Here is a 13,290-nt window from a genome sequence, read left to right on the forward strand (position 1 = left end):
GGCCATGGTCATCATCATCGGATTGGGCAAAACCGGACTTTCCTGTGTCGATTACTTCCTCGGCCGTGGCGTGACGCCACTGGTGATGGATACCCGCGCCAACCCGCCCGGCAAGGATCAACTGCCGCCGGAGGTGGAGCTGATCCACGGGCTCGACGAGGGGCTGCTCAAGCAGGCGCACATGATCGTCGCGAGCCCGGGTATCGCGCTGGCGACCCCCGAACTGAAAGCAGCTGCCGAGTGTGGTGTGCAGATCGTCGGTGACATCGAACTGTTTGTTCGCGAGACCCAGACTCCGGTCATCGCCATTACCGGCTCGAACGGCAAGAGCACCGTTACCACCTTGGTGGGCGAGATGATTGCCGAAGCCGGTCTCAATGTCGGCGTGGGCGGCAATATCGGCACGCCTGCGCTGGAGCTGCTCAAGCAGCCGATGGATCTCTGCGTGCTGGAGCTCTCCAGCTTCCAGCTGGAAACTACTCACAGTTTGCGTGCTGCCGCCTCCGTAGTGCTGAACCTCTCAGAAGATCACATGGATCGTTATCAGGGCATGGCCGACTATCGCGCCGCCAAGATGGAGATCCATCAGCACTCCAAACACATTCTGGTCAATCGTGACGATGCCCAGACCCTGCCCGATGTGGGTCAGGTGTGGCAGAGCTTTGGTCTCGATTGCAATGGCTATGGCCGTTGCCTGCTGGATGGTCGCTACTGGTTGACCCTGCACGGCGAACCGCTGCTGGCGGTGGACGAGATGAAGATCGTCGGTGCCCACAATCAGGCCAACGCCCTTGCGGCCATGGCGCTGTGCGATGCGGTCGGTATTCCCCGTGCGGCTCAGCTTACCGTGCTGCGTCGTTTCGAGGGCTTGCCCCATCGTGCCCGCTTCGTGCGGGAGGTGAACGGGGTGCGCTGGATCAACGACTCCAAAGCCACCAACGTGGGGGCCACGCTGGCTGCCGTTGCCGGTGTGCGCGAGTCGGTCAAGGGGCGCCTGTTGCTGCTGGCCGGTGGTCAGGGCAAGGGGCAGGATTTTGGCCCGATCCAGGCGCTGCTGGGCAACCAGATCGATCACATGTACTGCTTCGGTCAGGATGCCGAGGTGCTGCTGGCACTGGGCGAGCAGACCGAACGGGTGGCCGACCTGGCCGCTGCGGTTGCCAAAGCGGCGGCCGATGCCAAGCCCGGTGACTGGGTGCTGCTGGCGCCGGCCTGTGCCAGCCTCGATCAGTTCAAGTCGTTCGAGGTGCGCGGCGATCGCTTCACCGAGATGGTGCTGGCGCTATGAACGCCCTTCGCGCAGCAGCAGGTCTGTTCCAACGCTGGCTGTTACCGGCGCGTCCTGCCGGTCTCTACGATCGGCAGCTGGTACTGCTGGCGCTCTCCCTGATGGCGGTCGGGGTGGTCATCGTGGCCTCGGCGTCGATCCCCGAAGGGATTGCGCTGGGGGATGACCCCTTCATGTTTGTGAAACGTCACGCCCTGTTTCTGGTGATGGCGCTCGGTATCTCCTGGTTTGTGTTGCAGGTGCCGATGGCGCGCTGGCAACAGCACAACGGCCCCATGTTGCTGCTGGCGATCTTGATGCTGGTGCTGGTGCTGCTGGTGGGGCGGAACGTCAACGGTGCGGTGCGCTGGTTGCCGCTCGGCCCCTTCAACCTGCAGCCTGCCGAGTTTGGCAAGCTGGCGCTGTTTGTCTATCTGGCCGGCTATCTGGTGCGGCGCCAGAGCGAAGTGCGTGAAGCCTGGATCGGCTTCCTGAAACCGCTGGCGGTGTTCGGGGTGCTGGCGGTCTTGCTGCTGTTGCAGCCGGACCTGGGTTCCACCGTGGTGATGTTCGTTACCTCGTTCGGCATGCTGTTTCTGGCTGGAGCCCGATTGGGACAGTTTTTGACCCTGATCGGCGCGGGCCTCGGCTCGGTGGTGATGCTGATCATCGTCGAGCCCTACCGGATGCGGCGTGTGACCTCCTTTATGGACCCTTGGGCCGATCCGTTCGGCAGCGGCTACCAGTTGACCCAGTCGCTGATGGCATTTGGTCGTGGCAGCTGGTTTGGCGAAGGGCTTGGCAACTCTATCCAGAAAATGGAGTACCTGCCGGAAGCGCACACCGACTTCGTGTTTGCGATCCTCGGTGAAGAGCTGGGTTACGTCGGGGTGTTGGGCGCCCTGTTCCTGATTTTTGCGCTGGCGGTCAAGGCGCTCAAGCTGGGGCATCGCGCGCTGGTGGCCGAGCGGCTCTATGACGGTTATCTGGCGATCGGCATTGGCATCTGGTTCAGCTTCCAGACCTTCGTTAACGTCGGCGCGGCTAGTGGCATGATGCCAACCAAGGGCTTGACCCTGCCGCTGGTCAGTTACGGTGGTTCCAGTCTCATCATCATGTCGGTGGCGGTGAGCATGTTGATTCGAATCGATTTTGAGTTGCGTCAGGCGACAGCCCAGGCGCGCGTGCGGGAGGTTTAGTGAGCAAGACTCTGTTGGTGATGGCAGGTGGTACCGGTGGGCATGTGTTCCCCGGTCTGGCCGTGGCCGATCGCCTTAAGGCCCAGGGCTGGACTGTCCACTGGCTCGGCACTGCCGACCGGATGGAGGCGGAGCTGGTGCCCGCCCACGGTTATCCCATCTCCTTCATCGATATTCAGGGGGTGCGTGGCAACGGCATCAAGCGACTGCTGGTGGCACCCTATCGCATCGTCAAATCGATCCTGCAGGCGCGTCAGGTGCTCAAGACCGTTCGCCCTGATGTGGTGCTCGGCATGGGCGGTTTTGCTTCCGGCCCGGGTGGCGTGGCGGCCTGGTTCTCCGGCATTCCGCTGTTGCTCCATGAGCAGAATGCTGCTGCTGGCATGACCAACAAGTTGCTGGCCCGTATCGCCAGGCGGGTTTTGATGGCATTTCCGGGCGCCTTCGCGCCGAGCCGTCGCACCGCCGTGGTCGGTAATCCAGTGCGTCCCGAAGTGGTCGCCCTGCCGGATCCGCAACTGCGCAGCGGGGATGAGCCACTGCATCTGCTGATCGTCGGCGGCAGTCTAGGAGCGCGGGTGCTCAACGAGCAGGTACCTGCTGCGGTGGCAGCATCCGGCGTGCCCATTGAAGTGCGTCACCAGTGTGGCAAGGGCAATGCTGAGGCTGTCTCTGCTGCCTATGCCCAGCACGGCATCAATGCCGAGGTGAGCGAATTTATCAAGGATATGGCCAGCGCCTACGCTTGGGCCGACCTGGTAGTCTGCCGTGCCGGTGCGCTGACTGTTTCTGAAGTGGCTGCCGCCGGTGTGGCCGCCATTTTTGTGCCACTGCCCCATGCGGTGGATGATCACCAGACCCGTAACGCCCTGACACTGGTCGACGGCGGAGCGGCCGAGTTCCTGCCCCAGTCCGAGCTGAATACCGCATCGCTGGCGGCGCGTCTGACCTGGCTGGCTGGTCGCAGGGAGACCCTGTTTAACATGGCGAAAGCGGCTCGCCGCGTCGCCATCACCGATGCGGCCGAGCGGGTTGCAGATGAGTGCAAACAGCTCGCAACCGGGCAGCGTGGTAAAGATTGATGAGCAAGGTTGCAGCGGTGACACCGTGCAGCCTTGTACCTGTATGTATTGATGCCGCCGTGCAGCTGCGCTTTAACGGCACATGGCCTGCGGCAGACTAAAGAGACGATTATGACCAAGGTTGAACTGGCAAAACTGCGAACTGTGATTCCCGAAATGCGCCGCGTGCGTCGCATTCACTTTATCGGCATCGGTGGTGCCGGTATGGGCGGGATCGCCGAAGTGCTTGCCAACGAAGGGTATCAGGTAACGGGTTCTGATCTGGCTCGCAACGCCGTGACCGAGCGGTTGGCCGGACTGGGCGCCCACATCTTTGTCGGCCACAGTGCCGAACACGTTGAGGGTGCCAGCGTGGTGGTGGTCTCTACCGCCATCAAGCAGGACAACCCGGAGCTGCTGGCTGCCCGTGAACTGCGGATCCCGGTGGTGCGCCGCGCCGAGATGCTGGCCGAGCTGATGCGTTTCCGTCACGGTATCGCCATTGCCGGTACCCACGGCAAGACCACCACCACCAGTCTGGTGGCGAGCATCTATGCCGAAGCCGACCGCGACCCGACCTTCGTCATCGGTGGCCTGCTCAACAGTGCCGGCACCAATGCCCGACTGGGCAGCAGCCGCTACCTGATTGCCGAGGCGGATGAGAGCGACGCATCTTTCCTGCATCTGCAGCCGATGGTCTCTATCGTGACCAACATCGAAGCGGATCACATGGATACCTACGGCGGTGATTTCTCCAAGCTGAAGGCCACCTTCATCGAGTTTCTGCACAACCTCCCCTTCTACGGACTGGCGGTGGTCTGCATCGATGATCCGGTGATCCGTGGCATGTTGCCCGAGATTGCCCGTCCGACGCTGACCTACGGTCTCTCTGACGATGCCGATGTGCAGGTGCTGGATTTTGTCCAGACCACCAACCACAGCTGCTTCCGTGTTCGCCGCAAAGAGGCCGGTGAGCTGCAGGTGACCCTCAATTTGCCGGGTATTCACAACGCATTGAACGCTGCAGCGGCGATAGCTGTCGCGACAGAGGACGGTGTTAGCGACGAGGCCATCATCTCTGCTCTGGCCAAATTTGAAGGGGTCGGTCGTCGCTTCCAGCAGTATGGCGAGTTTGAAACCGGTCGCGGCAAGGCGATGCTGGTGGACGATTACGGTCACCACCCGAGCGAAGTGAAGGTCACCATCAACGCCGCCCGCGCCGGTTGGCCCGAGAAGCGTCTGGTGATGGTGTTCCAGCCGCACCGTTATACCCGCACCCGCGACCTCTACGAGGACTTCGCCGATGTGCTCTCCAAGGTAGACGTGCTGGTGATGCTGGAGGTTTATGCTGCCGGTGAGGAGCCGATCCCGGGCGCTGATGGGCGGGCACTGTGCCGCTCCATTCGCTCGCGCGGCAACCTGGAACCCATCTTCGTCGCTACACCGGATGACGTGCCAGCCGTGCTGGCCGACCTGATCGGCGAGGGGGATTTGGTGCTGACTCAAGGCGCCGGGAACGTCGGGGCGCTGGCCCGTCGTCTCGGAGAGATGAAATTGAGCATAGATAGCATGAAATCTGGCGCCTGAGGGCCCAATGAGTATTTTGACCGCCAAGCCGGGGCCTATATAATGGCGAACCGGTCTGTCAAAGGCCGGTTTAGCGCGTTACACGGGGATCGATCGGGTGGAGGCAAGGGCACAGGGGCGCACCAAGGGTGGCTTCATCGCAGGGGTAGCGTTTTTCCTGCTGGTGATATGGGGCTGCTACCGGACGGCGCTGGATGTTAAAGGTTGGCTGACAGATGCCAACCGGTTGCCCATGAGCGAGCTGTTGCTGCAGGGGCAACACCAGTATTTGCAAACCGAAGAGCTGCGGATGGCCGTGCTGGATGGCGCCGAGCTGCGCAACTTCTTCGAATTGGACGTCAACGAATTGCAGGCAAGGCTCAATGCCTTGCCATGGGTGGCCTCGGTCTCGGTACGAAAGAAGTGGCCGAACAAGATCAAGATCTACCTCACGGAACAAGATGTGGCGGCGCGCTGGAATGGCAACCGCTTCGTCAACACCAAGGGCAAGGTATTCAGTGCCCCGGATCGGGTCAAGACGCCGCTGTTGCAGCTGTCAGGGCCGGATGACCAGGCTGCCCGGGTGCTGAAAGAGAGTCGGCAGTACGAGTCGCAACTGGCTGCCAAGGGATACAAGTTGCTGGGGGTGAATCTGACCCCCCGCCATGCCTGGGAACTGACCCTGGATGGCAATATCAAGCTGTTCCTGGGACGCAATGACATTGCGCTCCGGTTGCAGCGGTTTATCGATGCCTTCCCGGTTATCGAACCCCGTGCGCAAGTCGCCTACGTGGATCTTCGATACGACACCGGAATGGCAGTTGGCTGGAAGAAGAGCGAAGAGAAAGTGCATGACCAACACCGCAGATAGGAATTTGATTGTCGGACTGGATATCGGCACAACCAAGGTGGCGGTTCTGGTCGGGGAAGTATTGCCTGACGGTGAACTGAACGTCATCGGTATGGGCAGTCACGCTTCTCGCGGAATGGAGAAGGGCGGGGTCAATGACCTCGACTCCGTGGTCAAGTCACTGCGCCGCGCGGTGGAAGAGGCCGAGATGATGGCAGATTGCCAGATCAGCTCGGTCTATCTGGGGTTGTCCGGCAAGCATATTGATTGCCGCAACGAGACCGGCATGGTGCCCATCTCCGATGAAGAGGTGACCCAGGAGGATGTGGACAACGTGATCCACACCGCCAAGTCGGTTCGCCTCTCCGACGAGCTGCGCGTGCTGCATGTGCTGCCTCAGGAGTTTGCCATCGATTATCAGGAAGGGATCAAGAATCCGGTTGGCCTCTCCGGTGTGCGGATGGCAGCCAAGGTTCACCTGATCACCTGCCACAACGACATGGCCCGCAACATCGAGAAATGTGTGGAGAAGGTCGGCTTGCGCGTGGATCAACTGATCTTCTCCGCGCTGGCCTCCAGCTATGCCGTGTTGACCGAAGACGAGAAAGAGCTGGGTGTCTGCGTGGTGGACATCGGTGGCGGTACCATGGACATGTCGCTGTTTACCGGCGGTGCCCTGCGCCACACCAAGGTGATCCCCTACGCTGGCAGCACTGTGACCAGCGACATCGCCTACGCCTTCGGCACGCCGCCGCTCGACGCGGAAGCGATCAAGGTGCGCTACGGTTGCGCCCTCGGTCGTCTGGTCAGCAAGGAAGACAATATTGAAGTACCCAGTGTCGGCGGTCGCCCGGCGCGCAGCCTGCAACGGCAGACACTGGCTGAAGTGATTGAGCCCCGTTACACCGAGTTGCTCTCCATGGTGAATGATGAGCTGGTGCGGGTACAAAGCGAGTTGAAAGCGCAGGGGGTCAAGCATCAGCTGGCAGCCGGTGTGGTCTTGACCGGCGGCGCTGCCCAGATTGAAGGCATTGTGGAGTGTGCAGAGCAGATCTTCCAGAGCCAGGTCCGGGTGGGAGAGCCCATGAACATACGTGGTTTGAGTGATTACGTGCAGGCACCGGTGTACTCGACTGCGGTCGGGTTGCTGCAATATGGCCGCACCCATCAAGCCACAGGTAGCAACAAAGAATATGCCGCCAAGGCAAGCGTCGGTGGCCTGGTCAAACGGGTTAGCAACTGGCTGCGTGGCGAGTTCTAAGAATTTTGCTGAGTCAGGCAAATAAAGCGGAGAGACAACATGTTTGAATTTATGGATAGCCACACTGACGAAGCCGTCATTAAAGTGATCGGTGTAGGTGGCGGCGGCGGTAACGCTGTCGAGCACATGGTTCGTCAAAATATTGAGGGTGTTGAGTTTATTACCGTCAACACCGACGCCCAGGCACTGCGTAACTCCAGCGCCAACACTACCCTGCAGATCGGCGGTGGCATCACCAAGGGTCTGGGTGCCGGAGCCAATCCGGAAGTGGGTCGTGATGCGGCCATGGAAGATCGCGAAGCGCTGCGTGAGCTGCTGACCGGTTCCGACATGGTGTTCATCGCCGCCGGAATGGGTGGTGGTACCGGTACCGGTGCTGCGCCGATCGTGGCCGAAGTGGCGCGCGAGATGGGCATCCTGACCGTTGCTGTGGTGACCAAGCCGTTCTCCTTCGAAGGGAAGAAGCGGATGGGCTTCGCCGCGCACGGTATCGAAGAGCTCTCCAAGAACGTCGACTCCCTGATCACCATCCCCAACGACAAGTTGCTGAAGGTGCTGGGTCGCGGTATCTCCTTGCTGGATGCCTTCAAGGCGGCCAACGATGTACTGCTTGGCGCGGTACAGGGCATTGCCGAGCTGATCACCCGTCCTGGCTTGATCAACGTCGACTTCGCGGACGTGCGTACCGTTATGCGCGAAATGGGTACCGCCATGATGGGTACCGGTTCCGCCTCTGGTGATGACCGTGCCGAAGAAGCGGCCGAGAAAGCCATCTCCAGCCCGCTGCTGGAAGATGTGGATCTGGCTGGTGCCCGTGGCATCCTGGTCAACATCACCGCCGGCATGGACATGACCATCGAAGAGTTCGAAACCGTGGGTAACGCGGTCAAGGCCTTCGCTTCCGAGAACGCCACTGTAGTTGTGGGTACCGTAATCGATCCGGAAATGCACGACGAGCTGCGTGTGACTGTGGTTGCTACCGGTATCGGTGCCGAGCGCAAGCCGGACATCACGCTGGTCAAGAGCAGCCAGGTGCAAGAGCGCCCGGTGCGTCAGCCGCTGGTTAGCGACATGATGCAAGGCCGCGTGATGGACGAAGCCCCGGCCAAGGTGGTCAACGCCGAGCCGCAAGCTCGTCGTGAACCGGATTACCTGGATATTCCGGCGTTCCTGCGCAAGCAAGCTGACTAAGCCTCTTATGGCTCTCGTTTGTTTGTTGTTCAAGGAATGTGCTAAGATGGCCTGCCAACGACCATCTGGTCCGGATTTTAAGCTGTTTAGGGTACACCCATGATTAGACAAAGAACCTTGAAAACGAGTGTACAGGCGACTGGTGTCGGCCTGCATTCGGGCCGGAAAGTCACTATGACGTTCCGTCCGGCGCCTGTGAACACAGGGATCGTTTACTTGCGTACCGACCTGAATCCTGTGGTGGAGCTGCCAGCCAATGCCGATCAGGTGCGCGATACCGTGCTCTGTACTGCTCTGGTCAACGAAGCCGGTGTCCGTGTCTCTACCATTGAGCACCTCTCTGCCGCGCTGGCTGGGATGGGGATCGATAACCTCTATGTCGAGGTTGACGCGCCCGAGATCCCGGTGATGGACGGCAGTGCGCATCCCTTTATCTACCTGCTGCAGGAAGTCGGGATCCGTGAGCAGAATGCGGCCAAGCAGTTTGTGCGGATCAAGAAGAGCATCCGGGTTGAAGACGGTGACAAGTGGGCGGAATTCCACCCCTATCGCAACGGCTTCAAGATGGATCTCGAGATCGATTTCCAGCATCCGGTCTTTGAAGGGCGCAATCAGCGTTGCGTACTGGACTTCTCCGGTGCCTCCTTCGTGAAAGAGATTAGCCGTGCCCGTACCTTCGGGTTTATGCGTGATATCGAGTACCTGCGTTCCCAGAACCTGGCGCTGGGCGGAAGCTTGGAAAACGCCGTGGTACTGGACGACTATCGGGTGCTGAACGAAGACGGTTTGCGTTATGAGGACGAGTTCGTCAAGCACAAGATGTTGGACGCGATCGGTGACCTCTATATGTGTAACCGCAGCATCATCGGTGAGTTCCGTGCCTACAAGACCGGACATGCCCTGAACAACAAGCTGCTGCGTGCCTTGCTGGCCGAGCAGGAGGCTTGGGAACTGGTGACCTTCGAGGGTGAGGGCGACAAAGCGCCTATCGCTTACTACGATAACGGTCTGGTTCTGGCCTGATAGCTGTGCAACGGAACGTCGGTCCTCTCTCCGCACCGACGTTCCGTCATTTGTTTACTCCATCCTTTAATACCGATTATCTCCCGGTTTTATTTCCCGTGCAGGCTCCTGGCCGCACCTGACCGAGCAGACTGATTTCTATGAGCATTACCCTGATCCTCCACGGCAAGCAGCGACGCAAGTTGCACCTGCCCAAACAACGTCTGGCCTGGGTCGGCGGTATTCTCTTCTCCCTGTTGGCCCTTGGTGGTGGTTGGCTCTGGCAGAGCTGGCACCAGAAAATGGAGGCGCTGGAAGTGGCGCTTGCCGTTGCCGAGCAACAGTCCGTTGACCAGAGTGGTGACGAAGCCCGTGAACAGTTGGCGATGCTGGCTGCTCAGGTGGGCACCATGCAGGGTCAGCTTGGCCGTCTCAATGCCCTCGGTGAACGATTGACCGAGCAGGCCGATCTCGATCCCGACGAGTTCAATTTCAAAGAGCTGCCCCCCATGGGCGGCCCTTCTTATGATGAAGAGCTGGAAGTGAGCCTCAACGAGCTGCAAGCCTCGATGAAGCACCTCAGCCAGCAGCTCAGCAGCCGTGAAGAGCAGCTGTCGGTACTTGAATCTTTCATCATGAATCACCATATCACCGATGCCGGTTTTATTTCCGGCACGCCAGTCAAACAGGAGCGAGTTTGGGTCTCGTCCGGGTTTGGTGGACGGGTCGATCCGTTCAACGGGCGTGCCAAGATGCACAAAGGGGTCGATTTCCGTGGCAAACCCGGAACCCCGATTCTGGCCACCGGGCCCGGCATTGTCAGCTGGGCGGGCCGTCATCCGGAATTTGGCAATATGGTGGAGATTAATCACGGCAATGGCCTGGTCACCCGCTATGCCCACAACTCCAAGTTGCTGGTCGAGGTGGGCACCCTGGTTGATCAGGGTCAGAAGATTGCCTTGATGGGACGCACCGGTCGCGCGACCGGGGTCCATCTGCATTACGAAGTGTTGAAAGATGGTCGTCAGGTCAACCCCGCACGCTTTCTCAGTGCCAGACGGGGTTAGGTTTTTTTCTTCAGGTTCCAGTGACGGAACGCTTTTATAACCAGAAATAGTTGGTACCCATGATTAGCACACTGCTTACCAAGATTATCGGCAGCCGGAACGACAGAACGCTCAAGGCTTTGCGCAAAATTGTAAAACAGATCAATGCCATGGAGCCGCAGTTCGAGGCTCTCTCCGATGCCGAGTTGCAGGCCAAAACGGCTGAATATCGTCAGCGTATCGAGCAGGGTGAGACCCTGGAGCAGTTGCTGCCGGAAGCGTTCGCGACCGTGCGTGAAGCCTCCAAGCGGGTGTTTGGCATGCGCCACTTCGACGTGCAGCTGATCGGCGGCATGGTGCTGAACTCCAACCGCATCGCGGAAATGAAAACCGGTGAAGGTAAGACTCTTACTGCGACTTTGCCAGCTTACCTGAACGCCCTGAGTGGCCGTGGTGTGCACGTGGTGACGGTGAACGACTACCTGGCCAAGCGTGATGCGGAAGCGAACCGTCCGCTGTTTGCCTTCCTCGGCATGACCGTTGATTGCAACGTGCCCGGTATGGATGCGTCCCAGAAGCGTGACGCCTACGCCGCCGACATCACCTACGGTACCAACAATGAATTCGGTTTCGACTACCTGCGCGACAACATGGCGTTCTCGCCGGAGCAGCGCGTGCAGCGTCCGCTCAACTACGCGCTGGTGGATGAGGTGGACTCGGTGCTTATCGATGAGGCCCGTACTCCGCTTATCATCTCCGGTCCGGCCGAAGATAGCTCCGAGCTCTATATCCGCGTCAACAAACTGATCCCGCTGCTGGTCAAGCAGGACAAGGAAGACACCGAAGAGTACACCGGCGACGGTCACTACACAGTAGACGAGAAGAACCGTCAGGCCCTGCTGACCGAAAACGGTCAGATCTTCGTGGAAGAGCTGCTCAAGAAAGAGGGGCTGCTGGACGAGAACGACTCCCTGTTCTCCGCCTCCAACATCAGCCTGCTGCACCACGTCAACGCCGGTCTGCGCGCTCACACCCTGTTCGAGCGCAACGTGGACTACATCGTCCAGAAAGACGAGATCGTCATCGTCGACGAGCACACCGGCCGTACCATGCCGGGTCGTCGCTGGTCCGATGGTCTGCATCAGGCCGTTGAAGCGAAGGAAGGGGTGAAGATCCAGAACGAGAACCAGACGCTGGCATCCATCACCTTCCAGAACTACTTCCGTCTCTACAACAAGCTGGCGGGGATGACCGGTACTGCGGATACCGAAGCCTTTGAATTCCAGCAGATTTATGGCCTGGATACCGTGGTTATCCCGACCAACAAGCCGATGGTGCGCAAGGACATGGGCGATCTGGTCTACCTGACCGCTAATGAGAAGTATGCCGCCATCATCGAAGATATCCGTCAGTGCGTGGCCAAGGGCCAGCCTGTACTGGTTGGTACCGTCTCTATCGAGAACTCCGAGCTGCTCTCCGGCATCCTGACCAAGGAGAAGATCCCGCACAAGGTGCTGAACGCCAAGTTCCACGCCATGGAGGCGGAGATCGTTGCCCAGGCCGGTCAGACAGGTGCGGTCACCATCGCCACCAACATGGCCGGTCGTGGTACCGACATCGTGTTGGGTGGCAACTGGCAGGCAGAAATTGCCAAGCTGGAGAACCCGACCAGCGAGCAGATTGCCGAGCTGAAAGCCGCCTGGCAGGTGCGTCACGATGCGGTGCTGGCCGCCGGTGGTCTGCACATTATCGGTACCGAGCGTCACGAATCCCGTCGTATCGATAACCAGCTGCGCGGCCGTTCCGGTCGTCAGGGTGACCCGGGCTCATCCCGTTTCTACCTCTCCATGGAAGATACCCTGATGCGGATCTTCGCCTCCGATCGCGTGACCGGCATGATGAAGAAACTGGGCATGGAAGAGGGCGAAGCCATCGAGCACCCGTGGGTCACCAAGGCGATCGAAAACGCCCAGCGCAAGGTGGAAGGTCGCAACTTCGACATCCGCAAGAGCTTGCTGGAGTTTGATGACGTTGCCAACGATCAGCGCAAGGTGGTCTACGAGCAGCGCAATGAGCTGCTGGATACCAACGACATCTCCGAGACCATCCACGTTATCCGTGACGACGTCTACGGCGCGGTGATCGACGAGTACATCCCGCCCCAGTCTCTGGAAGAGATGTGGGATGTGCCGGGTCTGGAAGCACGCCTGAAGGCGGACTTCGCGCTGGATCTGCCGCTGCAGCAGTGGCTGGCGGAAGACGACAAGCTGTATGAAGAGAAGCTGCGCGAGCGCATTCTGGACGAAGCCACCAAACTCTATGCCCACAAGGAAGAGCTGGTCGGCAAAGAGGTGCTGCGCAACTTCGAGAAGGCGGTGATGCTGCAAACTCTGGATGGTCTGTGGAAAGAGCATCTGGCGGCCATGGATCACCTGCGTCAGGGCATCCATCTGCGCGGTTACGCCCAGAAGAACCCCAAGCAGGAGTACAAGCGCGAATCCTTCGATCTGTTCACCCAGATGCTGGAAACCCTCAAGCGCGACGTGGTCAGCATCCTGAGCCGTGTTCAGGTGCAGGAGCGCGATGTGGAAGCGATGGAAGAGCAGCAGCGCCAGCAGGCGGAAGCCGCTCCCCGCACCTATACCCACGCCGCAGCTGAGAGCCAGCTGGCCGATGAACAGGCCGCAGGTGAAGAGGGTCACACCACCTTCGTACGTGACGAGCAGAAGGTCGGTCGCAACGATCCCTGCCCGTGCGGTTCCGGCAAGAAGTACAAGCACTGCCACGGTCAGTTGACCTGATCGACGCTATGCCATAACAGGCGGGCCAAGTGCCCGCCTTGTTATT

At 59.8% G+C, this 13,290-nt stretch carries 10 protein-coding genes; all 10 read left to right on the forward strand.

Going from position 1 to position 13,290, the window contains the following annotated elements:
- Nucleotides 1–4 precede the first annotated feature (4 nt).
- The 10 genes from murD to secA all read left to right on the forward strand — a co-directional run bounded on the left by murD (nucleotide 5) and on the right by secA (nucleotide 13,244).
- Complete coding sequence (gene murD / locus AB5Z05_RS01260; RefSeq protein WP_139474341.1) at nucleotides 5–1,288, forward strand: UDP-N-acetylmuramoyl-L-alanine--D-glutamate ligase; 1,284 nt, start codon at nucleotides 5–7, stop codon at nucleotides 1,286–1,288.
- Nucleotides 1,285–2,466: a cell division protein FtsW gene (gene ftsW / locus AB5Z05_RS01265; RefSeq protein ID WP_005336154.1), complete on the forward strand. Its 1,182-nt coding sequence runs from the start codon at nucleotides 1,285–1,287 to the stop codon at nucleotides 2,464–2,466. The genes murD and ftsW overlap by 4 nt, the downstream gene beginning before the upstream one ends.
- Nucleotides 2,466–3,548, forward strand: coding sequence for an undecaprenyldiphospho-muramoylpentapeptide beta-N-acetylglucosaminyltransferase (murG, locus tag AB5Z05_RS01270; protein WP_005355117.1), 1,083 nt, complete (start codon nucleotides 2,466–2,468; stop codon nucleotides 3,546–3,548). Before ftsW ends, murG begins: the two co-directional genes overlap by 1 nt.
- 111 nt (nucleotides 3,549–3,659) lie before the next feature.
- Complete coding sequence (gene murC / locus AB5Z05_RS01275) at nucleotides 3,660–5,114, forward strand: UDP-N-acetylmuramate--L-alanine ligase (protein ID WP_005336150.1); 1,455 nt, start codon at nucleotides 3,660–3,662, stop codon at nucleotides 5,112–5,114.
- A gap of 97 nt (nucleotides 5,115–5,211) precedes the next feature.
- Nucleotides 5,212–5,964: a cell division protein FtsQ/DivIB gene (locus AB5Z05_RS01280; RefSeq protein ID WP_005336149.1), complete on the forward strand. Its 753-nt coding sequence runs from the start codon at nucleotides 5,212–5,214 to the stop codon at nucleotides 5,962–5,964.
- Nucleotides 5,945–7,204 (forward strand): cell division protein FtsA, encoded by a 1,260-nt coding sequence (gene ftsA, locus AB5Z05_RS01285; protein ID WP_005336148.1) that lies wholly within the window; start codon nucleotides 5,945–5,947, stop codon nucleotides 7,202–7,204. Before AB5Z05_RS01280 ends, ftsA begins: the two co-directional genes overlap by 20 nt.
- A gap of 39 nt (nucleotides 7,205–7,243) precedes the next feature.
- Entirely contained in the window at nucleotides 7,244–8,395 is a 1,152-nt protein-coding gene (gene ftsZ / locus AB5Z05_RS01290) for a cell division protein FtsZ (RefSeq protein ID WP_005336147.1), read from the forward strand.
- Nucleotides 8,396–8,494: 99 nt separating this feature from the next.
- Complete coding sequence (gene lpxC / locus AB5Z05_RS01295) at nucleotides 8,495–9,418, forward strand: UDP-3-O-acyl-N-acetylglucosamine deacetylase (RefSeq protein WP_005336146.1); 924 nt, start codon at nucleotides 8,495–8,497, stop codon at nucleotides 9,416–9,418.
- A gap of 140 nt (nucleotides 9,419–9,558) precedes the next feature.
- Entirely contained in the window at nucleotides 9,559–10,464 is a 906-nt protein-coding gene (locus AB5Z05_RS01300) for a M23 family metallopeptidase (RefSeq protein ID WP_005355107.1), read from the forward strand.
- A 59-nt stretch (nucleotides 10,465–10,523) separates the two neighbouring features.
- On the forward strand, nucleotides 10,524–13,244 hold the full coding sequence (gene secA / locus AB5Z05_RS01305; protein WP_005336144.1) for a preprotein translocase subunit SecA: 2,721 nt from the start codon (nucleotides 10,524–10,526) through the stop codon (nucleotides 13,242–13,244).
- Nucleotides 13,245–13,290 lie beyond the last annotated feature (46 nt).

Source organism: Aeromonas sp. R2-4 (assembly GCF_040908365.1).
GTDB lineage: Bacteria > Pseudomonadota > Gammaproteobacteria > Enterobacterales > Aeromonadaceae > Aeromonas > Aeromonas veronii.

Coding starts and splice junctions, on each gene's coding strand:
- lpxC (WP_005336146.1), top strand. CDS start 8,495: ATGATTAGACAAAGAACCTTGAAAACGAGTGTACAGGCGACTGGTGTC.
- ftsW (WP_005336154.1), top strand. CDS start 1,285: ATGAACGCCCTTCGCGCAGCAGCAGGTCTGTTCCAACGCTGGCTGTTA.
- secA (WP_005336144.1), top strand. CDS start 10,524: ATGATTAGCACACTGCTTACCAAGATTATCGGCAGCCGGAACGACAGA.
- ftsZ (WP_005336147.1), top strand. CDS start 7,244: ATGTTTGAATTTATGGATAGCCACACTGACGAAGCCGTCATTAAAGTG.
- murD (WP_139474341.1), top strand. CDS start 5: ATGGTCATCATCATCGGATTGGGCAAAACCGGACTTTCCTGTGTCGAT.
- murC (WP_005336150.1), top strand. CDS start 3,660: ATGACCAAGGTTGAACTGGCAAAACTGCGAACTGTGATTCCCGAAATG.
- AB5Z05_RS01300 (WP_005355107.1), top strand. CDS start 9,559: ATGAGCATTACCCTGATCCTCCACGGCAAGCAGCGACGCAAGTTGCAC.
- ftsA (WP_005336148.1), top strand. CDS start 5,945: ATGACCAACACCGCAGATAGGAATTTGATTGTCGGACTGGATATCGGC.